Here is a 23,881-nt window from a genome sequence, read left to right on the forward strand (position 1 = left end):
ATTATGTACTGAATAGTTTTTTACCCTTGCTTCTGGTAAGTTAATCCTATACTATGTAAAAAGTTATGCCCTTCCATGATACTTCGTGCTAAAATGGATAAGCAAGCAACAGGAACGCCTAAGCAGTTAAAGGAGAATGAAAATGGAGTACGTGTTATTCATCCTGCTCGCCTATATCATCGGTTCGATTCCATCTGCCCTGATTGTCGGCAAGGTAAGCTATAATATAGATGTAAGAGAGCATGGCAGCGGAAATCTCGGTGCTACGAACACGTTCCGGACACTCGGTAAGAAAGCCGGGACCATCGTGCTGATCGCCGACATCCTGAAAGGTACGATTGCAACCATCCTGCCCGTTCTGTTCGGAATGGACTTATACCTGCTCGTCATCGGACTCGGGGCGGTCATCGGTCACGTATACCCGATCTTCGCCCGTTTCAAAGGAGGGAAAGCTGTCGCGACATCAGCCGGGATCATCCTGGGTGTCAATGCCTGGCTCTTTGTCATCATCCTGGCAAGCTTCGTCGTCGTTTTGCTCCTCAGCAAATATGTATCACTTGCCTCCATGACAGCGGGTGTCGTCGGTGTCATCGTCTCGATCTTCATTGCACAGGATGTCATTTTATCCATCGTACTCGGGCTCTTGGCGATATTCATCCTATACAAGCATCGGCAGAACATCGTCCGTATCATCAGACGGGAGGAACCAAAAGCTTCCTTCCTAGTGAAAAACAATTCCAAGTAACGGGATTGTTTTTTTCATTGCACCTGCATACCCGGTTCGGAAAATTGAATTACCAGCTTCGCATCGGGTATACTTTAAGCTAGTCCATGCGACTTTTGAAAGGAGTACAATCATGCAGCACCTACACACATCAACTAAAAAACAGCTGCCTTCAAAGGCGGAACGACATAAATTATTCGGCTCCGTGCCTCCAGGCAAGAAGACAAAACCAGAAAATAAAGCCGATATGGCCGACTTACAGAACACGAAAAAGAATTTCCTTTTCCATATAGATGCAGTCGGAATCGCGAAGGTCAAACACCCGATCCAGGTGATCAGCAATACCAGCCCGGCGATGCAGACAACGATCGGAACATTTGAATTCACCTCCTCCATCCAGCAGGACAGCAAAGGGACGAACATGAGCCGCTTCACGGAGCAGCTGGATTTGTATCACAAAAATGGCTTCACCGTTTCCGTGAAAAGCTTACAGACCTTTGTCGCTGAGCTTGCCGATCGCCTGAAGCAGGACGATGCACGAGTGAAAGTGACATTCCCATGGTTCTTTGAACGAAGCGGTCCTGCTTCCGGGATGACTGGATTGAATCATGCGGATGCCACATTGGAGGTCGCTTACGACAAGCAAACAGGCTTCCGGACCACGGCTAAGCTTTCCGGTACGGTTACGACACTTTGCCCCTGCTCGAAGGAAATCAGTGAGTACAGTGCACATAATCAGCGTGGTATCGTGTCAATGGAAGTACAGCTGACAGATGCATTCGACGAAGATGTGCGCGATTGGAAAGAGGATTTGCTCGAGGCTGCGGAAAGCAATGCAAGTGCCCGTATCCATCCTGTCCTGAAGCGTCCGGATGAAAAGATGGTCACCGAGACTGCCTACGAGAATCCGCGCTTTGTCGAAGACATGGTCCGTCTTGTGGCAGCGGATTTGTATGAACTGGATTATGTCGAAAAATTCACTGTATCCTGCAGCAATCAGGAATCGATCCACTTGCACGATGCCGTGGCGACATTGAGCTACGACAAGCGCGACGAAGAGGAATAAGCCGATGGACAAGGTATTCTTAGCCTTGATCCGTTTTTACAGGCGCTTCATCAGCCCCCTGACTCCGCCATCCTGCCGCTTTTATCCGACATGCTCCCAATACGGGCTGGAGGCAATCAAACGGCATGGGGCATGGAAGGGCGGCTGGCTCACCGTCAAGCGCATCTCAAAATGTCATCCTTTTCACCGGGGTGGATTCGATCCTGTACCAGGTGCGAATTGTGAGCATCATCACCATGAAAAAAAGCAGTGATCCCCAATCAAGGGGTCACTGCTTTTTATTTTGGCAATAAGTGAAATCTTTCCAACTGCTCCCATTGCCGTTCAGCCTGGAGGACACGCAGCTGATGTTCCCCTATCAGATCGAAATGCAGTAAATCCTCATGCTCATCTATCCATGCTTCCTCCAGACCATATTGCGCCCCCCACTCTATCAGCTTCTGCCGATCGGCACAGCCCGCTTTCGTTACCGTTTTTGCTTCCGGGAACCGGGCATCCAGCCAATAGTGGGTCAAAAAGGCAATCTCCCCGCGGCGGACCTGCTCCTTCCACCGCTGCAACTCACCGCGTCTGATCCCGAATGCCATCTGTTATGCTTCCAGCGCTTTCGAATAAGCAGCATGCCATTCGGGCAGTGAACGTCGTATCGAAACAGGTCGGAAATTTTCTTTTTTCACGACTGTATGGGTAGTTGTACCGGATACACAGAGTTTGCCATCCTCATTTTTGATTTCATAGCCATACTGTGTCCGGATTCCATCATAGGAGCGGAGCCATGTATCCACAACCGGCTTCTCCCCATAACGAACGGGGTAGTGAAAATTCAGCTGGGCATCCACAACCGGGGAAAGAAAGCCATCCTCTTCCATGCCTGCGTAATGCAAACCTAATGTCTCGATGAAATCAGTTCGCCCGATCTCAAACCAAATAAGATAATTCGCATGATACACGACTCCCATTTGATCTGTTTCTCCATATCTTACATTTATTTCTGATGTCGATTTCTTCATAAAGCACTTCTCCTTACCATTTCCCAAGCATTCTCTATATCTTTCTTATTCAATAAATCCATTTCCAGCTTTTCTTCCTCTTCGACAAGGCGGAGCGATTGGAACTGAATCGCTTCATCGAGAAGATTCGTAACGAATCTGGCATTGCCGGAAACAGCTTCTGTTTCCAGTCGTTCCCTAAGGAGAGCTTCCGCTTCTTCCGAGAGCGTATATGCATAATTTTCCATTGCATGCTTAAAAATAGCGACGAGCTCTTCACTGTTGTAATCAGGGAAAGTGAAATATTTCTTGAAGCGTGAAGCAAGTCCTGGATTGCTGTCGATGAATTGCTTCATTTCCTGCTGGTATCCTGCCAGTACCACGACGAGATTCTCATTATGCTTCGTCATTTCATCCACAAGCGTGTCGATTGCTTCTTTACCGAAATCCTGTGCACCTCGGAATAAGCTGTACGCTTCATCGATGAATAGTACCCCTCCAAGGGCATCACGGATGACCGTTTTCGTCTTAGCTGCTGTCTGGCCGACATAACCAGCTACCAAATCACTTCTTGAAGCAACTACCAGATGCCCTCTTTTCAGCAGACCGCGCTCTTTTAAAATCTCCGCATAGATCTTGGCGATCGTCGTCTTACCGGTTCCCGGATTGCCGGTAAAGACAGCATGCAGCTGAATCGGCACTGCCGGAGCCCCTTTTTGTTTCCGCTCCTGCTGGATTTGGACAAAGGAAGACAGCTTTTTGACCTCTTCTTTGATCGATTGCAAGCCGATCAATTGATCCAGCTGCTGCAATGGTTCTGATTCTTTTTCATTTCGGTCTGGATCTTTCACGTCTTGGGCGGATAATGTCATATGATCGATCCATGACTCCGTCGTCAATTTGCGATCGGCTCCCTTCTGGAAGATGATACGCAATACAATATCCCGGACAGAGCGGGCATTTCCGAATGTTTCATCGACCCGAGCCTGTTCGATTTTGTCCTCAACCAGGCGCAATGCTTCCTCAGTGAAGAAAAAATCGTTGGCAAGCGCCGTATTTTCGGCAATCTGCAAAAGCTCCTCGGTTTCAAAATCCGGTAACTCGATGTAATTCTGATCTGGAATACGGCTGCGCAGTCCTGGATTGGCAAACAGGAATTGACGCGTCTCCTCGGGATAGCCTGCCAGGAAAACAGCAAATTTCCCGCCGTATTCGCTGCTTGTCATACTGGAAACAAGCGTGTCGATCACTGCCTGTCCATAATCATTTCCGCTTTGGCCTTCCCTTTTCAGACTGTACGCTTCATCAATGAACAACACGCCGCCGATCGCCTGCCGCACATAATTGGTTGTATTTTCTTCGCTTTGGCCAAGATACGAACCAACCAGATGAGAGCGGTTCACCTCGACGACATGATCGGAGTCCAACAGCCCAAGCTGGTGGTAAAGCTTGGCCAAAAGACGTGCAATCGTCGTCTTCCCGGTTCCGGGATTGCCGGTGATGACCATATTCAGACCCGGTTCATCCACCATCTGGAAACCAAATTGCTTCCTTTCCTGCTGATAGCGCAGATAATGGTAATAATCATGAATATATGTCTTCACATCCTGTAAACCTATCAGTTGATCCAGGGCTTCAAGCGGACGGCTTTCACTTGCCTGGCTTAATACATCAGGCAGTGCATCCTGTACAGCTTCCAGGGATTTCAATATCTGCAGGACGGTTGCATTCATCGCAGTGACAGGTGATCCTGTCTTCCTGTTTTCAATCGTTTCGATGGTCTGTTCCAAGAGTACCAGTAAATCCTCCAGTTCCTCATAGGAACGATTGTATGCCGCCGCCAATTTGCTTGCGCCATTCAACCTGCGTGGATAAGCTTTCATTATATCATTCAGCTGACCATACAAGCTTTGGGATTTCTTTAATTTTGCAGGGTCAAAATCTGTTTCCCGCACCGACCATACTGGCAAATCCGTATCCATCAATGCCTGATAATATTGACTTACCTGTGCAAATTGATCGATTTCAAGCACAATTGGATGTGTCCGCTCCGATTCTGCCAGCAGCTGTCTGCTGATCGGATCCTGCTTTTGCACACGCATGATCCGGTAAAAAGCTATGATTCGATACAAGCCCTGTTTTAGGGCTTCTTCCCCTGAATCCAGCTTTGATGCCATACGTAACGCCTCTATCTCTGATAGAGGCGGTGAGATGTCCATTGAACTCCATGCAATCACTTGTTCTTTCAGGGTTTTCTCTGTCTGAGCCACAAGTATGCCCCCTTTTCTACCATCATTTTAGCATACCGGAGCCATACAGGTGAACTGGTGTGTCCTTAATCGATCCATTCCTGCAGCTGTTCCTTCGTCACGGGACCGGGAATGATCCGCTGCTTGCCGGATTCATCGACCAGAATGGTAAAAGGAACCGCTACTTGGCGGAATTGATGCGCTACAGTACCTTCCACATCCAAATAGACAGGCACCTGAAGTGCGCTTTTCCCGATGAAATTCTTCACTTGCTTCACGCTTCGCTCACTCTTTGTCGCATTGATACTGTATACGCCGACCTTACTGCCTACCAGAGCACGAAACTCCTCCAGCTCGGATAGATCCGACAAGCATGTATCACACCATGTAGCCCAATACGTTATCACAACAGGCTTCCCATCGGCTGCTTCTATCAAAGCTTCAACCGATTTCAGCTCTGCTGTACCGGCTTTGGCGATGGTTGGAAAGATGAACAAAAAAGCGCACAAGAGGATCAGTCCTCGTTTCATGCAAATTCCCCCTTCGCCGTTTATTGTAAGCGGAAAGGAGTCAAACTAACCAAAAAAGAAGCAGCCATTCCGGCTGCTTCCCATAGATACTTATGCGTGCTGTAATTTGTCACGAAGGACCATGTTCAAGATTCCGCCATGACGATAATAATCGATTTCGACTTCACTATCGAAACGTGCTATAGCTTCGAATTCAGTCACTTTTCCATCTTCTGCAGTGGCTTTCACTTTGACGATATCACGCGGAGACACATTCTCATCGATTGCAACATCGATGCTCTCACGGCCAGTCAGACCAAGTGAATCAGCACTTTCACCAGGCTGGAACTGCAATGGCAGCACACCCATCATGACGAGGTTGGAACGGTGGATCCGTTCAAAGCTCTGTGCGATGACGGTTTTGATACCGAGCAAGTTCGTACCTTTTGCAGCCCAGTCACGGGAGCTTCCCATACCATAATCTTCTCCGGCAAAGATAGCCAGTCCAGTCTGATCAGCTTGGTATTTCATTGCTGCATCATAAATCGGCATCACTTCATCCGTCGGCCAGTATGTTGTGTAACCGCCCTCGGTTCCCGGTGCAAGCTGGTTGCGGATGCGGATATTCGCAAATGTACCGCGCATCATGACCTCATGGTTGCCTCGGCGGGAACCATAGGAGTTGAACTCTCGAGGTGTCACACCTTTGGCTTGCAGATATTTACCAGCCGGCATATCCTTGGCGATTGCACCAGCCGGGGAAATATGGTCGGTGGTGACAGAGTCGCCGAACTTCCCGATTACACGCAATCCTTGCAATGGCTCGACAGTACCGCTTCCTCCGGAGATGTTCTCGAAGAAGGTCGGGTTTTGGATATAAGTGGAATCCGGATCCCATTTATAGAGTGGTTCGTCTGTCGTAGCAATCGCATTCCATTTCTCATTGGAATGGAAGACATCCTCATACTCCTTACGGAAGATTTCCGGTGTCACGACTTCAGCTACTGCATCACGGATTTCCTTAGGAGATGGCCATAGATCCTTGAAATATACCGCGTTGCCATTTTTATCCGTTCCGATCGGATCTTTGTACAAGTCGATATCGACTGTACCCGCCAGCGCGTAAGCCACAACCAATGGCGGCGAAGCCAAATAGTTCGCCCGGACAAGCGGATGGATGCGGCCTTCGAAGTTACGGTTCCCCGAAAGGACGGATGCGACAGTCAAATCACTGGATGCAATCGCTTCCTCGATTTCAGGGGACAACGGACCTGAGTTACCGATGCATGTCGTACATCCATAGCCGACAAGCGTGAAGCCCAATTGGTCGAGATAAGGTGTCAATCCTGCATCTGCCAAGTAGCGAGTAACTACCTTGGAACCAGGAGCCAGGGAGGTTTTCACATATGCCGGGACGCTAAGTCCTTTTTCCACGGCGTTCTTGGCGAGAAGTCCTGCCCCGAGCATGACATACGGGTTGGATGTATTCGTACAGGATGTGATCGCAGCAATTGCGACAGCACCTGTTTTCATCGTGGATGTCTTGCCATCCGGATGGCTGATGTCCACCGATTTATCGAATTCACTCTTATCAAGGCCGAATCCTTGGTTGCCGGCTGGTGCCGTGATCGAATCAACGAATGATTTCTGCATGCCGGAAAGCGGAATCAGATCCTGCGGGCGCTTCGGACCGGATAGGTTCGGCTCCAATGCAGACAGATCGATTTCCACCAATTCTGTATACTCGGGATCGCGGACATCCGGAGAGTACCAGAAGTCGTTTTCCTTTGCATATTTCTCCACAAGATCGATTTGTTCCTTGCTTCTTCCAGTCAAATGCAGGTAGTTCAATGTCTCTTCATCAATCGGGAAGAATCCGCATGTCGCCCCATATTCCGGCGCCATGTTGGAAATCGTCGCTCGGTCGGCAAGCGGCATATCCGCAAGGCCCGGGCCGAAGAATTCGACAAATTTTCCGACTACGTTCTTTTGACGCAGCACCTGTGTCACTTTCAGCGCCAAATCTGTCGCTGTCGAGCCTGCCGGCATCGTACCGACGAATTTGACCCCGATGACATCCGGTGCAGGGAAGTAAGACGGCTGTCCAAGCATGCTTGCTTCCGCTTCGATACCGCCGACACCCCACCCAAGGACGCCAAGACCATTGATCATCGTCGTATGGGAATCCGTACCGACAAGCGTATCCGGATAAGCAATATAAGTTCCGTCTTCCTCTTTATTCTCGTGGACCACACTAGCCAAGTATTCCAGGTTGACCTGGTGCACGATACCGGTTGCCGGCGGAACGGCACGATAGTTATCGAATGCTTTTTGTGCCCAGTTCAAAAATTCATAACGTTCTTTGTTTCGCTCAAATTCCAATTCCATATTCACTTTCAGTGCGTCTTGCGTGCCATACTTATCAACCTGTACGGAGTGGTCGATGACAAGGTCAACAGGGATTTCCGGGTTGATCCGGTCTGCATCCCCGCCAAGGTCTACCATCGCTTTTCTCAGGGAAGCGAGATCCACGACCGCCGGTACCCCGGTGAAGTCCTGCAGGATGACACGGGAAGGCTTGAATGGTACATCGGTGATGTCCCCATTCCCCCAATTTGCCAAGCCTTCCACATGCTCGTCCTTGATTGCAAAGCCATCATGCTGACGGATCAGTGATTCGAGCAGCACACGAATGGAGAATGGCAAGCGGGAGACTGTTCCAAGCCCCTTCTCTTCAAGCGCTTTCAATTGATAGTAATTGTACGTCTTTCCGTTTAATTCAAACTGCTTCTTTGCATTGTATGAATTATTTCCCACCATCGTATGAACAAACCCCCTTGTGAATTAGCCTGCTTATCACGATTCTATGATAAAGCAGCACGAGCTAACATCGATTTGCACTTTTTATTCTAAATGAAAACGATTCATAAGTAAATTAATTAAGAGCAAAAAACACGCGTAAAATAGGGAATCCTAGCGCATTTTGCAGCCTACCTATAGATTTTGACAACCCTCGAATAAGCCCTTTCACATAAGGGATAATAGTTGATGTGGAGGTGAGGAAATGGGAGATCAGAAAGGGAAACAGCGAAAACATCCAGAGAAGGTGAATGAGCCGCTGAGCGGGTCGAAGAAAGTGAAAAACAAAAATCATAGCAGACAAAAACATCATAGTCATCACGACATGTAAAAGAAAACATGGCCTCCTCGCAGGGGCCATGTATAAATATTATAAGGTTACAGGCAGGGACACCCTGAATGTGCTACCCTTGATTTCATTTCGAAGGATATCAAGGCTGCCATTATGCTTGTCCAGTATTTGAGCACAAATCATCAATCCAAGTCCCGTACCTTCTTTCTTTGTCGTAAAGAAAGGCTCCTTGAGCTTGGCAAGCACCTCATCCGGGATACCAGGCCCTTCATCCACGACATCCACTATACATTCTTCACCTTCTTGCCGCTGACGTATATCAATCTTGCCGCCATTCGGCATTTCTTCAAGTGCATTCTTGATAAGATTGATGAAGAGCTGTTTGATTTGAGATCTGTCACAGAGCAGCCTGCTATTCGATCCTTTTTCAAAATTGATCTGGACATTCTGCAGCCTTGCTTGTGAGTACAGCAGGGTGATGACATCCTGCAGCATTTCATGGATCGATTCCGATTCTTTGTTTTCCGCTACAGGTTTTGAAATGAATAGAAGCTCGGAAGTGATGGTTTCGATTTTCTGTATCTCATCCACCATGATCTTGTAATACTCTTCTTTGCGGCTGATACCCGCCTGGATGAGCTGGAGGAAGCCCTTCAGACTCGTAAGCGGGTTACGGATTTCATGCGCTATCCCAGCTGCAAGCTGTCCTGCCACACTCATTTTTTCCGAACGGAACATCATTTCCTCGATTTCTTTTTTATCGGAGACATCCTTGGCAACCCCGATATAATAAGGGGCATCTTGCTCCTTTACAAGTGAGATGCTGGCCTCCATCCATATATGCTTCCCCCTGTTATCCACAGCCGTGAAATGGAATCGCTGGGGCCATTCCGTCGCTGATTTGAACCTGTTTTTCAGGACAGGCACTTCACATGGATCCAAATAAGTCAAAGAAGACGTGCCGAACAATTCCTCTGGCAAATAGCCCAGCAGCCGCGTGACCGACGTGGAAGTATACCGAATCATCCCATCACTGCTGCAGACGAATACGATATCAAAACCGTTTTCATCGATCCATCGCAGCAGCGGTGCCGGAAGTTCAGCCAAAGAATGTGCCTCAAAGCCTGTCGAATCAAATGAAGCCGCCCTTGCCTTTTTCTCTGTCTTATAGTCGTCTTCGTTCAAGCTCCTTCGCCCCCTTTTATGTGACCTTCGTGCATCTATGTATGTATAAGTCCTTTTGTAATGTATGTTACTACAATTAAGCAAAAAACAAAACGCTCGTGCCATGATTTTCCTAAAACTTGTATGTCCTCAGTCTATGAAAAAAGACTTTCTCACTGGAAGAAAGTCTTTTCACACCATCAGGTGACTTGCAAGCTTCTTTCAAGCCGTTTGTACTTCCAAAGCATTGCAATCCGCCAGGAAGCGATCATGCCAAAGGCCAGCAGGAAGAAGACACCGCCCATCTCCCCTATTTCGATCGTCTGGCCGATCGCCACTTTGAGTAAAACCCGGACAAACACGAGACCGACAAGTATGATTGCGAATGCCTTCGAAGGCTTCAGGAAAATCTCCTGATCCCTGACTTCAAAATTGGAAGTCAGGATCAGCAAACTGGAAAAAATGATTCCTGCCCCCAATGAAAACCAAACCTCCGGCCAAGGTACACGGAACACCGGAAAAATGAACATCAGCGCTCCGGTACTCATGAAAAGGGGCGGCAGGATGATTTTCTTGGCCGTAACCGGTCTGGCTGCAGCCCGCATCCGTATCATGGCAACAGCCAGTCCCATACATGCCACCAGGATGGTACTGATGATAACAGGTAATGTCATACCCTTACCTTCTTTCAATTTACATTTCTTTAAGCGAGAATACGCTCCACAGTCTCAATCACTCGGACATCCTCGAAAGGCTTCGTAATAAAATCCTTTGCGCCAAGCTCGATCGCTTGCATGACGATGCGCTGCTGACCCATTGCAGAACACATGATCACCTTGGCATCCGGATCCATCCCGATGATCTCCTTCAAGGCTGCAAGCCCATCCTTATGCGGCATCGTGATATCCATGAACACAAGATCAGGATGGGTATCACGAAACTTTGAGACTGCTTCCAGTCCATCCGCAGCCTCCCCGACAACCTCATGATTGTTCTCGGTAAGCAGACCGCGCAATGTCTTCCGCATGAATTTTGCATCATCAACTATCAATATTTTTGCCACTTACATTCTCCTCACTGCTTGAACGATCTTGTGCGATGGACAGAATGATCGTCAGGGCGATACCGACAACGGTAAGATATACCCCCAGATCAAAAAGTGTCGCTGTAGCCAACTCCAGTTCCCCTAGTACCGGCAAATGGATATACGTGAAGGTATGGCTCAGGAATGGCTGTCCGAATAGGAATGACCCAGCACTGGTCAGGACCGCAATCAGCACACCCATCACCGTCAACACACGATAATTGATCGGCAGAACCTTGCTGACCGTCTTAAATCCATATGCCATATACATAAGCACCAGTGCAGCAGCAGTTCCCAGACCTCCGATGAATCCACCGCCCGGGGAATTATGGCCTGCAAAGAACAGATAGACCGAAAACCCTAGCAACAAGAAAGAGATGAGCACGGTTGTTGTTTTGAAAATTAAATTATTCGGTGAAAATTCCACAATCGACACCCTTTCCCTACATATTTTAAACTACTTCGCAGCATTTTTCACGATTTAAAAACCGTAAAAAGAGAAAAAACCGCCAAGATAAGCTGTTATCCTTGTTGTCAAATCGAATAGAAGCAAAATGCCGATCAGAATCAGGAAATAGCCGCTCACTTCATGCAAGAGCTTACCCGCTCTCTGCAATTTTTGCAGACGATATCCGAAAAAACCACAAACAAAAAAGGGAATGCTGAAACCAAGGACATAAGCCGACATCAGCGGGACGGCTTGAAGCGGCTGCAGTGCAGCAGTCGTCATGATCCCCGCCAATATCGGGCCTGTACATGGCGTCCAGCCCATGGCAAAGGCCAGTCCGATCAGGAAAGAACCCGCATATCCAGACGGTCTGTCCTTAAAACGAAACAAGCTTCCGGATGACTGCCATCTCCCTCCCAGCAATCCTATCTGTATCGCTCCCAATAGGATAAGGAAAGCTCCCCCGATGACACGTATGTATGCTTGATAAGCAAAAAGTAATTCAGATAATGCCAGTGCACTGTAGCCCAGCAATAAAAAAATCGCCGAAAACCCAAGCAAAAAGAAAATCGTATGCAAGAACCATCCATAGGCATGCGATTTTCCGCTGGATGAAGCCGGATTAACTCCAGTCAAATAGGATAGAAATGCCGGATAAAGCGGAAGGACACACGGGGATAAAAAGGATAGAAATCCTGCAGAAACAGCCAGCAGTATCGAAACCTCCACAAGATACCTCCTCCTTGATCATTCGGCAAGCAAAAGGAATCCCCATATAGGGATTCCTTCCATTAACTCATTCTACTATAGCATAATTCAGGACATACCAACAGTTTGGGCATTGTGATCTTCAATGACTTGATTATTGACATAAGGATGGAAGAACAACTCGCCGATACCGATCACGACGGTGGAAATCAAGGATGCCAGCACAACATTATCATCAGGATCCAGCAATGCTTCCCCCAACACCCAAAGCACGATGAATGCGAGGACGGCATCACACACTGTCGCAATTGCATTCCGCTTGGTAAAATCACCATCCGGCTTGCTCCGATCCCCTGATCGGCTGAGGATAAACAAATCCCCGATCACATAAGCAGCGATCGTCAAGACGACACTCATAAGCAGCGTATCACCGAATTCCGCATCGAACATCAGAGTGAAAACAATCCATAAAACAGCTAAAATCATGATGAATTTGATCAATAGTGCCTTTACATGTTTCATTTTGCCCACTCACTCCTTTTCTTCTTTACTTTTACCTTCATATTTGCAGAATAAAACCTATTGTCTGCATTATGAGTGTTGCCTGCTTCCTGTATTTCATACCTTTGCCGGCACTTACCAGCCGCCTTCTTCTTTCATTGCTGCAATATTTATGCTGACCAAGAGCTCATCAATGGCATGACGATCCGGCTCTTCTGGAAGCATGGAATCCTCTGCTGCCTTCCGGAGATCTTCATCCAACGACTCGATAAGCTCCACTGCTTCACCAAATGTGTATTTACCATTCCTGCAGTCAAGCAAAAAACCGCGATTTGGCCTGTAGGTGCTGAAATCGCCTGTTTCCAGTATCTCAATCGCGCTGGTCAGCAGCCTTACGCTATGCATAAAGAATTTCGTGTCGTACTCATACTGCTCGATCAAGTCCTGTCTGCCGGATCTGCTGGAATTTCTCTGCTTAAGCTTTTGGATCTGGGACTCGGCATAGCCACCAAATTTTTTGTGGATTGCTTTAGAAAGGAATAAATGCCGATCATCGATTAACCGCTGCCCCAAGTCTGTCACTTTTAAGTACTGCTCTCCATTCAAAAATAATATTTCGATGTTATTGGGCACCCCAGCCATAGCATCCTTGACGAACTTCGTGATATGGATGATATTGATATCGATATCATCTTTCATGTTTTTGAAGTTTTTACCGCCGCTGCTGTTATATTCATTGAAGGAATCCAGCCCCAGGAAGTAACTTGCAGGCGGGATGCATATTCCTTTGAAATCTTTATCAGAATCCTCGGTATTCGTGCCATATGCATAACTTCCCGTTGGAGCCAGGATGATTGTTCTCTCTTCCAGCCAGTCAAACATTCAGCATCTTTCCCCCTTCTCCATCCAGTGATAGTTTCCGCATAAATCCAGAAAATATAAAATAGATGAAGCTTGAAATAACATCAAAAAAACCACGTTTCCTGCTAAATCTCTAAGCAGAAAACGTGGTTTTTCGATTTCATTGAAATCTTTTTGCAATGCCAAATCGCCAACTTGAAACGTCAAAGCTATATAGAAATAATTGCTTATTTACCTTGTTGGTTATTCATTGCGCGCATCATTTGGTTGATTTTCTTTTGTGATGGTTTTTGACCCATTTGCATCATCATTGTACGAAGCATCTGTTCATTAATTGGCGGGTTCTTCTTCAGATAATTCATCATGTATCTTCTGGCGATGAAAAATCCAAGCGCAACGCCGATAATCAATGCAGCCAGTGCTATAAGTACGACCCAGATCGGACTCATATTGGCTTCCTCCTTCAAAATATCTCTAATCTAGTATAGACAATCAAAAGGAAGAATACAATAGATGAACCCGTGATTGCAAGTCATTTTTTATGATCGGGGCGATCCAGCCGCAGTTGTTGGCCGCAGGTTCGATGATGAAAAAGGATGAATCGAAATGGCGCAGCTGTGAGAAGATGGTCTCTTCAGCGGTCGTCAAGGAATCGCAGACAACGCGGAGGCAGTGCTGATCAGCTTCGATTTGCACATTGTCATCTTGATGGAGTGCTTGCTGCAGTGATGCATCGGGAGGAAATTCATTTGTGATATAGTCCAGCTGCTCCTGTACATATGCGGTTTTCTCCTCCTGACTGGAGAGGAAAAAGCGATATAGGATATCCGATTTATAAAAATAACGGAAGTAGATCTCATGTTTCACCCAATAGACAAAATACTCTTTCATAAGCTTGTCCCTCCTTCTCCCTTTGAAAGAATAGTATACGTGAGACAGCGTTGCTTAATCCCTCGGAACTTGTAGCAAAGAGACACGAAGATGCAGAGTTTTGCTCGGATTTTGTCGTATAAGAAAATACCGGTCACAAGCGTGACCGGTATTTTCATCAATTCAATATGGATTTCACTTGTTCGATGACATTTTCGACTGTGAAGCCGAATGCTTCGATCAATTTATCACCGTTGCCGGACGCACCGAACGTGTCGATGCCGATGACCTTGCCTTCCAGGCCTACATATCTTTCCCAGCCAAGCGGGGAAGCCATTTCAATACCGACACGCTTCTTCACTGCAGGCGGCAGGACACTATCCTTGTAGGACTGGTCTTGCAGTTCGAAACGATCCCAGGATGGCATGCTGACGACAGAAGCATCGATATCCTGCTCACGAAGCGCTGCCTGCGCACGTACAGCAAGCTGTACTTCCGATCCGCTCGCCAGAAGCAAGACATCCGGTGTTTCTTTTTGTGCTGGGCTGACAACATATGCCCCCTTCTTCACACCCTCATATGCCGCTTGCTGTGTCGATGGCAATGTAGGAAGATCCTGACGCGTCAGGACTAATGCAGTCGGAACTTTTTCGGATTCCATCGCCAGTCTCCAAGCAGCCTGTGTTTCATTGCCATCGGCAGGACGGACAACGCTCAAGCCAGGCATTGCTCTTAGGGATGCCAGCTGCTCGATCGGCTCATGCGTCGGACCATCTTCACCGACAGCGATGGAATCGTGTGTCAATACATAAGTCACAGGCGTCCCCATCAAAGCGGACAGACGGATTGCCGGACGAAGGTAATCGCTGAATACGAAGAATGTTCCGCCATACACTTTCAGGCCGCCATGAAGCGCCATACCATTCAAGGCAGCACCCATCGCGAATTCACGCACACCGAACCAGATATTGCGGCCGCTGTAGTTGGCCTTGGAGAAGTTCTCTTCTTTTGCAAGCAGCGTCTTGTTTGAACCGGCAAGGTCCGCGCTTCCGCCAAACAAAGCCGGCACAGTATCAGCGATTGCATTCAGTACTTTTCCGGAAGCAGAACGAGTGGCAGTCACATCTTTGCCTTCCTCATACGTCGGAAGCGCATCTGCCCATCCTTCCGGAAGCTCACCCTTGATTGCAGCAGACAGCTCTTTTGCAAGCTCGGGATATGCTTCTTCGTACTTGGCGAATAGCTCATTCCAAGCGTTTTCAGCTTCGGCGCCATTTTTGGCAACCTTCTCTTCGAAATCGGCATAGACCTCTTCCGGTACATGGAAGTCCTCATGCTCCCACTTGTAAAATTCCTTCGTAAGTTTTACTTCATCCACACCCAGCGGCGCACCATGGGAGGCGCTTTTCGCTGACTTGTTCGGCGAACCGTAACCGATGACAGTCTTCACTTCAATCAGGGTAGGCTGCGTTGTGTTTGCTTTCGCTTCTTTGATTGCTTCACGGATTGCATCCACATTCGTTCCTTCTTCGACACGAATCACTTGCCAGCCGTACGCTTTGAAGCGGTCTTCCACATTCTCAGAGAAGCTGTGATGAAGGTCGCCATCAAGCGAGATATCATTTGAATCATACAGGACGATCAGCTTGTCCAGGCCAAGGTGACCGGCAAGCGATGCCGTTTCGTGCGAAATACCTTCCATCAAGTCACCATCACCGCAAATAGCGTATGTATAGTGATCCACGACTGGGAAACCATCCTTGTTGTATTTGGCTGCAAGATGCGCCTCGGCCATTGCCATACCAGTAGCCATGGCGATGCCTTGTCCAAGCGGACCAGTCGTTGCTTCGACACCATCCGTATGATGCACTTCCGGATGTCCTGGTGTACGGGATCCGAACTGACGGAATGATTTCAAGTCATCGATGGATACCTTATATCCGGATAAATGCAAGAGGGAATACAGCAGCATGGAACCGTGCCCTGCAGACAATACGAAACGGTCCCGGTTGAACCAGTGGGAATTCTTCGGATTGTGGACCATGAAATCGGTGAAAAGCGTATACGCCATCGGTGCGGCCCCCATCGGCATACCCGGATGGCCGGAATTAGCAGCTTCGATCGCATCGATTGATAACGTACGAATTGTATTGATTGAAAGCAATTCTGTAGTCTGAACCATGTGAACATCCCTTTCATCTAGCAAATTATGTACTCTTTTTCATCCTATACCTAAATGCTCCGATAGACAAGGATTTATACATAGAAAAAGAAGGGATTGGCTGAGCATGATGCCAGCCATCCCTTCTTAATTATCTTCCCGCATTTTCTTTACTTTATCCGGTGTAACATCGTTTCCTTCCGGATCAATGATCGTCATGGTCTTGAATTGATTTTTGAACGAAGTGCGGACATTCTTCAAGTATTCCTGTCTAAGCTCCTTCTGCTCTTTCTGTTCGCCAAGGCTGAGACCTTCCGTTTTCGCTTTATGTGCCAACGCATTTATGCGTGCCAGTTTTTCTTTGGATATCATGTGTATATGCTCCTTTAAGCATTAAAGTTCATACACACTATGTTACCTGCTACCGTCCTCCGATTCAAGCGAAAGATATTCCTGGTACCTTCTATGTACGGTCGCCTTCGATACCTGGAAGCCCATACCGCGAAGAACAGAGCTGATTTCCTGAAAGGTGAGCTTGTTGTTTCTCAGCCTGATCACCTCTTGGATCGGAAAGTCAATCCGCTCCCTGCCTGGTGCTGCCTGCTGGTTGCCCAGATTCTTACTCGGATCATAACCGGCTTCAATCGCCCGCCTCATGCCCCGTTTTATCTTCATATTATGAATCTTCCTTTGGTACTCCTCGACAATACCGACAATCTGGAGCACCATACCATCCGATTCAGAAAGCTGGAATTCACCATGCTGGCTCAGCGTGTAGACCTTGACCTCCAGCTTTTGCAAGTGATGGAATAAAGCAATTTTGGTGTTGCCCCTGCCCAGCCTTGTTTCATCCTGGATAAGAAGGCAATCCGCTTCACCTGCTGTGAATAGATCCAGCATGCGGAAGATACCCGGGCGTTCAATCTCATAGCCGCTCTGTCTCTCTTCTATGATATCGATGACCTCTATATCGGCGGAAGCAGCAAGACTCATGAGCTCCTCGCGCTGCCGCTCAATCGAGCTTGCCTGCTCGTCCTTTTCTGTACTGACTCTGCAATAGATGACTGCTTTCATTGATGTACCCTCTCACTTCAGCTAATTAGACACTCATAATAAGTGTAAAGTATAAGAAGAAAAGCGTGAAGCCGAAAAGCACATAGTAGAATAGATCTGATTTCGCTAATTTTTTGAACATGGTTGACCCCTCCGTATTTAAGAACGTGCGTTCTCATTTGTTAATTCCATTATATACGAACATAGGTTCTAGTCAAGCGTTTTTTCGAACGGATGTTTGTATATTGAAATCTATCGTGTTATACTGTATGTAATAAAAATATATGCACGGGGTGTTCGATACATGATGAAACTATCGAAAAGACAGGAAGCGATTCTAGCATACATAAAGGAGCAGGTTCTCGATAAAGGCTACCCGCCATCCGTCAGGGAAATCGGGGAAGCAGTAGGCTTGGCATCCAGCTCCACGGTACATGGCCATCTTTCCAGACTGGAGAAAAAGGGACTGATTCGGCGCGACCCTACAAAGCCGCGTGCCATCGAGGTCCTTTCATTGGATAGCGAAGAACAGACAGATATCCCGCGCAGCGAAGCGAATTATGCGCCGGTAATCGGGAAAGTGACGGCAGGTATCCCGATCACCGCCGTTGAGAATATCGAGGAATACGTACCGGTACCAAGCCATCTTGTAGGTCCGGATGACAATATTTTCGTGCTTGTGGTTGTCGGGGAGAGTATGATCGAGGCCGGCATCCTGGACGGGGACATGGTCATCGTCAAACAGCAGCAGACCGCTCAGAACGGGGAAATCGTCGTTGCGATGACAGAGGACAACGAAGCAACGGTCAAACGATTCTTCAAGGAAGAGAACCAGATCCGCCTGCAGCCGGAGAACAGTACAATGGAACCGATCATCCTGGATAATGTCAGCATCCTGGGAAAAGTAATCGGTCTATATCGCTCTATCCAATAGAAAATCGGCTTCGGCCGTTTTTTTCATATATTTTACACAATTCCACCCTTCTTTCGACACATTTTTTGGGTATATTAGAATATGCTTTTACCAAAAGCTAGAAAGCAGGTGGAATCGTGAAGCTGTTTTACAAGCTTGTGTGCAAAATACGAGGCCGTCATAAGATTGATAGTGTTACAGATTCATGCAAATGCGGGTATACGAGAAGCTACCGTAAGGAAGAACACAGCATGGATGATTATTATCTTAAGGAACGCTGAGCACAGAATAAAATAAGGAGCTTGCCCTTTGCGGCAGGCTCCTCTTTTATATGGAGTATTATATATGCAGTGCGCTGAACCGAAAAAACTCATCCATCCGTTATGACGCGATCGATCTTGGATGGGTTCTTTCTTTTCCTGAATTCTCCCGCCGCCATACCAATCGATTTCCGAAATACTTTATTGAAATAATTTGCGTTTGAGTACCCCACCCTTTCTGCAATCTCTGTGATGGGCAATCTTGTTGTCATCAGCAAATCAACGGCTTTTTGGATCCTGATTCTTGTAAGATACTTCATAGGTGTCGTATCCATATGATTCTGAAATTGCTTGACCAGATGATATTTGGAATAGCCTGATACTGCGGCGATGTCACTCAATGAAATGGGAGCAGCATAGTGTGTCTGGATATAGGATAAAGTTTTCGTGATTTGACCGGAAGGGTCTTTCTTTTGCTTTTCCATATTCTTCACGAATCGATGACACTCCATGATATATTCGTAAGCTCTGGCAGATGCCTGATAAGCATCCGTAATCCTATTTTCGATGGTATCCTGATATATTGCGAATAATAGCCGGATAAGCTTCGATTCGGGAGAAATCCGCAATACCGGCCCATTATGTTCATCGATGAAACGCCAGCACTCCAACGCTTTACTGCCTACCAAGGTAATGAAAATGAATTCCCACCCGTCACTGTCCTCCGGAAGGTAGTAGCGATGTGCACCGGGAATTTCGACAAGGAATGCTTCCCCCGCCTTAAGTGAATGGATCTTTCCATCCTTCTCAAGATTCCCCGTGCCCGATAACGTGTACTGAAAGATGTATGTGCCAATATCCTGTCTCTTCAATCCATCCCAGTCATAGCTCATGCCCGGTGATTTTTTATCCCTGCCCAGCAATAGGATGTTTGCTGTTTCATCTATTTCGGCTTCCTGAAAATGAAAGCCGTAGACGCCGTAATCTTTTTTCTCATTTCTTTGATTCGTATCAATGATCGTCTCTCTCCCTTATCATCCTAGATTCAAAAAGAAATCGACATCAATCAAAGTCTGACTGTCCCTTTCGCTACTGAATACGCCGGCAGCATGTCACCATGTGCTTCAATCAAATCATCGCACATGCTGATGATGTCATCCATGGAAAGTTCGGCAGCTGTATGCGGATCAAGCAAGGCTGCTTGATAGATTTTTTCCTTTGATTTTGTCATTGCCGCTTCGATGGTCAACAGCTGTGTATTGATATTGGAACGATTCAAAGCTGCCAGCTGCTCCGGAAGCTCTCCCATATATGCCGGGGTGATGCCATTTCGATTTGCGATGCACGGTACTTCGACTACTGCATTTCGAGGCAGGTTCGCAATCAGACCGCCAGTGTTCACTACATTTCCTCCGAAAACGAACGGTCGATTTGTTTCCATCGCTTCCATTATACGGGAACCGTATTCATGCGAACGTTCATGTGTCAAGCTGTGGTCATTCATCAGCTCTTGTTTTGTTTTCTGCCAACTTTCAATCTGTTCCTCGCAGCGTCGCGGATATTCATCCAGCGGTATGTTAAAACGTGAAATCAGCTCCGGATATTTTTCTTTAATGAAATAAGGATGATACTCTGCATTATGCTCAGAGGATTCCGTCACGTAATATCCGAACTTATCCATCAGTTCATAACGAACCATATCATGATGTTTTTGCTTTTGCTTCTCCTTGGCACGTTTCTTGATTTCAGGATAGATATCCTTGCCATTGGATTTGATCTCCAGCAGCCATGCCATATGGTTGATACCAGCAATCCGTTCTTCGATATTCTCATACGGAATCTCGAGATCCCTGAGCAAGTCTTTTGTACAAACCTGTACACTGTGGCATAAACCGACGACTTTGACATTCGAAAAACGGGCAACAGCCCCGGTGAGTGCAGCCATGGGATTTGTATAATTCAACAGCCATGCATCCGGGCAAACCTCTTCCATGTCCCTTGCGATATCCAGCATGACAGGGATGGTGCGCAATGCCCGGAATACCCCGCCTATTCCGACGGTATCGGCAATCGTCTGGCGAAGGCCGTACTTTTTGGGAATCTCAAAATCGATGACAGTGCTCGGCCGATAGCCCCCTACTTGAATGGCATTTATGACATACTTGGCACCCTGCAAGGCTTCCTGGCGGTTTTTATATGCTTTGATTGTAACTTCTGCCTGCAACGAACGCTTCAGTGCATTCAGCAGCAATTCGGACTCGGCCAATCGCGCTTCATCGATATCGAACAACGCAAACTCGAATCTCTGTAAAGCTGGGGACAACATGCAATCTCCCAGTACATTCTTTGTAAAAATGGTACTACCTGCTCCGATGAACGTTATTTTACTCATTTGACTGCCTCCCTGAAATCGTACTGGATATTACTTGCTTGCAACTGATGATACAGCGCTTTCATCCGGCAGGCAATGGTAAATAAAAAAGAGAAAAGGGTAAAATATTGTTATCTATATTTATTGATAAAAGCCTTGTAAATCAAGCTTGACGAGGAAATACACATCTCGATTGATCCTTGGGAAGTACTTTATTCACTTCTATCATTACCGAAAGGATTCCGAGGGAAAAAGGACAAGGCCTCCCGTGATCAACTTCTTACGGCCGCTGCAGCTGGATCGTTTCTGTATAATTTGATATGTATAGTGAATTTGAATTATCAGTGCGAAGATACATGTTACATAAGGAAAGCCTGCCTACACGGCAGGCTCCCCTTTTAAATCATTCTGTTTCATCGCTGAATGCAGTGCACGGAGCAGGATACCAGGAGTCGCTTTTTCGTACGTCTCTCCTAAAAGCTGCCGGGCACCTTCCAGTATCCGCTTGTTTCCCATCAAAGCTGACAGCTCATGACCTTTTACGGAAATATCGTCAATGAAAACATCCCGATAATCCTTTGCGTTTGTTACCGCGCCGGTGATGAAGCCTTCCTGCAGCAGCACTTCTGTATGATGCACGACATCATACGGCGTGCATGTCCCCACAGCACACCGGTAATCTCTTGCTTTCGTTCCTTGGAGTTGGTCTGCTTCTAGCTGTTCCAGTATTTCGTGAAATAATGTCACGCGTAGTTTTGGCATGAAATCTCCTCCTTGTTCATGCTTCCATTGTTCCACAGATGGAGTATGAGCAGGACGGAAAGTTTGTACATTATTTCACAATAACGTGACAAGTCAGGTAACAATATAGGCAGCACTTTTTTATGGAGCACCATACTCGAAATCCTGACCGATGCTTTATAAAAATGTGACGACACCCTAGGGGCGCCGGGCAAAATCACCATACAGCCACTCCAAAAAATGACAGAATCCCAAAAGCTTTTCACATATGAAGAGTTTTACAGCATCATATTATCGAAAGAAGTATCTTTGAAATGCTATTACATGCTATTCGACGAAATACAGTCGATGCTGTTGGAGGATAAACACGCAGTACAGCCTGAAGAAATCAAGGGCTTTCTCTATTCCTATACTGCCAATGCAATCATCGGATTAATAATCGAATGGTATCGCCGCGACTTCCGGGGGTCCGCTAATCAAATGAATGTACTGTTGGTGAATATCCTGAGATTAAAGATTTAATATCCAAACAAGCATCCTTAGGCAGCATGATCATTATCATTATTTTTATTTGGTATCGTTCGTTTACCCAGGGAATACAATCCGGATGCAGCCAGTCCAGCAAAACCTCCCGACCACAGCCGCAATACAATGTCCATTTCAGTGAACGGCCAAGCAAGGGCTCCCACCAATAGACCTATCAGCAGGCTCATCAATGGCAGGAACCTGTTATTTACAGTAACTGTCTTTTTAATCAGCTGCACCAACGCAACGACAACAGGACTGATAATCGAAGCAAAGGCCATTACCTCTTCCATGATTCCTCATCTCCTCCGATTTCTTTTGTCTGGATAGATTCTAGATGCAATACGTGGTTTTCCTTCAACGATTCAGATGTCCCAAGTCACGTGATAATCAAACCGTTCACTCGGATAAGCAAATAATAAGTAAAAGTGATGGATCTTTGCGACCAAGATGAGAATGATCAAGTCCTTCCTTCCATAACACGTTACCGTATTTTTCTTAGGTTTATGACACCATTTATTAAGCCACATAAAAAAAGCCGATTCCCGGTTTAGGGAATCGACCTAAAAAAATCCTCGTGGACGCATTACTGCGTGACAATGATCGGACCATTTTTAGTCAGGATAATCGTATGCTCCAATTGCGCTACGAAGCTGTTTTCGGTAGCATAGGTCCAGCCGTCTTCTTTCTGGAACACTTCTTCTTCAGCGGTTGAAATGAATGGTTCGAATGCGATTACCATCCCATCCTTCAATAATTCATCATCCGTTGTATCCCGATAATTATAAATATGGTCAGGAGCTTCATGTATGGTACGTCCAATACCATGTCCAGTAAGATTGGTGATGACGGTTAGGTCATGCTGTCTTGCTGTTTGGAATACCGCTCTCCCGATTCCGCTTTTCTTGGAGCCGGGTTTTGCTTTCTTGAGGCCCGCTTCAAATGCCTCTTTAGCAACGTCGCAAATCTTCGTCAGGATTGCCTCCCCTTCTCCTACGACAAACGAGATTCCAGTATCTGCGAAATAGCCATCCTTTGAGCCGGATACATCGACATTCACCAGATCCCCTTCCTGAATGACTCGCTGCCCCGGAATACCATGCGCCACCTCATCATTGACACTGATACAAGTGAACCCCGGAAAATCGTATTCACTTTTCGGAGCCGAAACTGCGCCTTCCTTCTCAAACATTTCCCCAGCTATATCATCAAGTTCTTTCGTCGTTACGCCAGGTACCGTCCTTTGTACCAATTCATCCCTGATGGAGGCCACAATCCTGCCTATTTCCTTCAGGGCCTTAATGTCTTCTTCTGTTTTTGCAATCATTTTCCTACCTCGCTATCTTTTATCTTCATTTAAGTATATACGGTCCGCATAGAAAAAACCCTGACACCAGCGGTCCAAGGGTTTTCGTACTAATCACGCCCATAGGTGAAATTGCATTTTGAACGGAATTTCACTAGTTATACGCCATTATAACATAATGTACATATTCCTTTCCTCAAAAACATTCATGACTGCCCACATAAAAA

Annotated in this window: 28 protein-coding genes; 6 read left to right on the forward strand and 22 right to left on the reverse strand. The window is 46.8% G+C overall.

The annotated features are described in order from the left end of the window. Positions 1-142: 142 nt before the first annotated feature. The 3 genes from plsY to yidD all read left to right on the forward strand — a co-directional run bounded on the left by plsY (position 143) and on the right by yidD (position 2,043). Complete coding sequence (gene plsY, locus MHI54_RS00360) at positions 143-745, forward strand: glycerol-3-phosphate 1-O-acyltransferase PlsY (RefSeq protein WP_095216611.1); 603 nt, start codon at positions 143-145, stop codon at positions 743-745. A gap of 112 nt (positions 746-857) precedes the next feature. Next, positions 858-1,790: a GTP cyclohydrolase FolE2 gene (gene folE2, locus MHI54_RS00365; protein WP_095216610.1), complete on the forward strand. Its 933-nt coding sequence runs from the start codon at positions 858-860 to the stop codon at positions 1,788-1,790. Positions 1,791-1,794: 4 nt separating this feature from the next. Then, positions 1,795-2,043, forward strand: coding sequence for a membrane protein insertion efficiency factor YidD (gene yidD, locus MHI54_RS00370; protein ID WP_095216609.1), 249 nt, complete (start codon positions 1,795-1,797; stop codon positions 2,041-2,043). A 25-nt stretch (positions 2,044-2,068) separates the two neighbouring features. Here the strand turns inward: yidD and MHI54_RS00375 are convergent, their stop codons facing one another. The 5 genes from MHI54_RS00375 to acnA form a co-directional block, all read right to left on the reverse strand. Continuing rightward, positions 2,069-2,377 carry a hypothetical protein gene (locus MHI54_RS00375; protein WP_095216608.1) on the reverse strand — a complete coding sequence of 103 codons (309 nt, stop codon included), beginning with the start codon at positions 2,375-2,377 and terminating at the stop codon, positions 2,069-2,071. Between the two features lie 3 nt (positions 2,378-2,380). Continuing rightward, the gene (locus tag MHI54_RS00380) at positions 2,381-2,800 is read right to left on the reverse strand and encodes a thioesterase family protein (RefSeq protein WP_095216607.1); all 420 of its coding nucleotides are present in this window, start codon (positions 2,798-2,800) and stop codon (positions 2,381-2,383) included. Then, positions 2,797-5,049, reverse strand: coding sequence for an AAA family ATPase (locus MHI54_RS00385; protein ID WP_340082100.1), 2,253 nt, complete (start codon positions 5,047-5,049; stop codon positions 2,797-2,799). The genes MHI54_RS00380 and MHI54_RS00385 overlap by 4 nt, the downstream gene beginning before the upstream one ends. A gap of 65 nt (positions 5,050-5,114) precedes the next feature. Continuing rightward, a complete protein-coding gene (locus MHI54_RS00390; protein WP_095216606.1) occupies positions 5,115-5,558 on the reverse strand; it encodes a TlpA disulfide reductase family protein in 444 nt (147 codons plus the stop codon). Between the two features lie 90 nt (positions 5,559-5,648). Next, positions 5,649-8,357, reverse strand: coding sequence for an aconitate hydratase AcnA (gene acnA / locus MHI54_RS00395; RefSeq protein ID WP_340082101.1), 2,709 nt, complete (start codon positions 8,355-8,357; stop codon positions 5,649-5,651). A gap of 244 nt (positions 8,358-8,601) precedes the next feature. Here acnA and MHI54_RS00400 point away from each other — a divergent pair, with 244 nt between their 5' ends. Continuing rightward, on the forward strand, positions 8,602-8,727 hold the full coding sequence (locus MHI54_RS00400) for a small acid-soluble spore protein P (protein ID WP_095216604.1): 126 nt from the start codon (positions 8,602-8,604) through the stop codon (positions 8,725-8,727). Positions 8,728-8,766: 39 nt separating this feature from the next. Here MHI54_RS00400 and MHI54_RS00405 read toward each other — a convergent pair whose 3' ends face one another. The 12 genes from MHI54_RS00405 to MHI54_RS00460 form a co-directional block, all read right to left on the reverse strand. Beyond that, positions 8,767-9,873, reverse strand: a complete 1,107-nt coding sequence (locus tag MHI54_RS00405; RefSeq protein ID WP_233135102.1) for an ATP-binding protein — start codon at positions 9,871-9,873, stop codon at positions 8,767-8,769. A 179-nt stretch (positions 9,874-10,052) separates the two neighbouring features. After that, complete coding sequence (locus MHI54_RS00410; RefSeq protein ID WP_095216602.1) at positions 10,053-10,526, reverse strand: cytochrome c biogenesis protein CcdC; 474 nt, start codon at positions 10,524-10,526, stop codon at positions 10,053-10,055. A gap of 29 nt (positions 10,527-10,555) precedes the next feature. Further along, positions 10,556-10,915, reverse strand: coding sequence for a response regulator (locus MHI54_RS00415; protein ID WP_095216601.1), 360 nt, complete (start codon positions 10,913-10,915; stop codon positions 10,556-10,558). Continuing rightward, positions 10,893-11,363, reverse strand: a complete 471-nt coding sequence (locus tag MHI54_RS00420; RefSeq protein WP_095216600.1) for a Na(+)/H(+) antiporter subunit B — start codon at positions 11,361-11,363, stop codon at positions 10,893-10,895. The genes MHI54_RS00415 and MHI54_RS00420 overlap by 23 nt, the downstream gene beginning before the upstream one ends. 54 nt (positions 11,364-11,417) lie before the next feature. Continuing rightward, on the reverse strand, positions 11,418-12,113 hold the full coding sequence (locus tag MHI54_RS00425; protein ID WP_095216599.1) for a cytochrome c biogenesis protein CcdA: 696 nt from the start codon (positions 12,111-12,113) through the stop codon (positions 11,418-11,420). An 87-nt stretch (positions 12,114-12,200) separates the two neighbouring features. Beyond that, positions 12,201-12,614, reverse strand: coding sequence for a YndM family protein (locus MHI54_RS00430; protein WP_340082102.1), 414 nt, complete (start codon positions 12,612-12,614; stop codon positions 12,201-12,203). Between the two features lie 114 nt (positions 12,615-12,728). Continuing rightward, positions 12,729-13,475, reverse strand: a complete 747-nt coding sequence (locus MHI54_RS00435) for a nucleotidyltransferase domain-containing protein (RefSeq protein ID WP_340082103.1) — start codon at positions 13,473-13,475, stop codon at positions 12,729-12,731. Between the two features lie 206 nt (positions 13,476-13,681). Beyond that, on the reverse strand, positions 13,682-13,903 hold the full coding sequence (locus MHI54_RS00440; protein ID WP_095223217.1) for a YneF family protein: 222 nt from the start codon (positions 13,901-13,903) through the stop codon (positions 13,682-13,684). Positions 13,904-13,946: 43 nt separating this feature from the next. Further along, positions 13,947-14,345, reverse strand: coding sequence for a sporulation inhibitor of replication protein SirA (gene sirA, locus MHI54_RS00445; protein WP_095214800.1), 399 nt, complete (start codon positions 14,343-14,345; stop codon positions 13,947-13,949). Positions 14,346-14,502: 157 nt separating this feature from the next. Then, complete coding sequence (tkt, locus tag MHI54_RS00450; protein WP_340082104.1) at positions 14,503-16,506, reverse strand: transketolase; 2,004 nt, start codon at positions 16,504-16,506, stop codon at positions 14,503-14,505. A 126-nt stretch (positions 16,507-16,632) separates the two neighbouring features. Further along, entirely contained in the window at positions 16,633-16,857 is a 225-nt protein-coding gene (locus MHI54_RS00455) for a DUF896 domain-containing protein (RefSeq protein WP_340082105.1), read from the reverse strand. A gap of 42 nt (positions 16,858-16,899) precedes the next feature. Beyond that, on the reverse strand, positions 16,900-17,559 hold the full coding sequence (locus MHI54_RS00460) for a recombinase family protein (protein WP_095214797.1): 660 nt from the start codon (positions 17,557-17,559) through the stop codon (positions 16,900-16,902). Between the two features lie 283 nt (positions 17,560-17,842). On the opposite strand from MHI54_RS00460, the gene lexA reads away from it, so the two are divergent. Then, positions 17,843-18,472 (forward strand): transcriptional repressor LexA, encoded by a 630-nt coding sequence (gene lexA / locus MHI54_RS00465; RefSeq protein ID WP_095214796.1) that lies wholly within the window; start codon positions 17,843-17,845, stop codon positions 18,470-18,472. A gap of 349 nt (positions 18,473-18,821) precedes the next feature. Here lexA and MHI54_RS00470 read toward each other — a convergent pair whose 3' ends face one another. The 3 genes from MHI54_RS00470 to MHI54_RS00480 form a co-directional block, all read right to left on the reverse strand. After that, a complete protein-coding gene (locus MHI54_RS00470; protein WP_340082106.1) occupies positions 18,822-19,604 on the reverse strand; it encodes an AraC family transcriptional regulator in 783 nt (260 codons plus the stop codon). Positions 19,605-19,777: 173 nt separating this feature from the next. Beyond that, entirely contained in the window at positions 19,778-21,103 is a 1,326-nt protein-coding gene (locus MHI54_RS00475) for an alpha-glucosidase/alpha-galactosidase (RefSeq protein ID WP_095214794.1), read from the reverse strand. A gap of 357 nt (positions 21,104-21,460) precedes the next feature. Then, positions 21,461-21,844 (reverse strand): hypothetical protein, encoded by a 384-nt coding sequence (locus MHI54_RS00480; RefSeq protein WP_095214793.1) that lies wholly within the window; start codon positions 21,842-21,844, stop codon positions 21,461-21,463. A gap of 219 nt (positions 21,845-22,063) precedes the next feature. Between MHI54_RS00480 and MHI54_RS00485 the strand changes: the two genes are divergently transcribed. Further along, a complete protein-coding gene (locus MHI54_RS00485; protein WP_340082107.1) occupies positions 22,064-22,345 on the forward strand; it encodes a TetR-like C-terminal domain-containing protein in 282 nt (93 codons plus the stop codon). Positions 22,346-22,362: 17 nt separating this feature from the next. Here the strand turns inward: MHI54_RS00485 and MHI54_RS00490 are convergent, their stop codons facing one another. Both MHI54_RS00490 and map read right to left on the reverse strand, forming a co-directional pair. Further along, on the reverse strand, positions 22,363-22,641 hold the full coding sequence (locus MHI54_RS00490) for a holin (protein WP_340082108.1): 279 nt from the start codon (positions 22,639-22,641) through the stop codon (positions 22,363-22,365). A 293-nt stretch (positions 22,642-22,934) separates the two neighbouring features. After that, the gene (gene map / locus MHI54_RS00495) at positions 22,935-23,675 is read right to left on the reverse strand and encodes a type I methionyl aminopeptidase (RefSeq protein ID WP_095214791.1); all 741 of its coding nucleotides are present in this window, start codon (positions 23,673-23,675) and stop codon (positions 22,935-22,937) included. Positions 23,676-23,881 lie beyond the last annotated feature (206 nt).

The organism is Terribacillus sp. FSL K6-0262 (assembly GCF_037977385.1).
Lineage (GTDB): Bacteria > Bacillota > Bacilli > Bacillales > Amphibacillaceae > Terribacillus.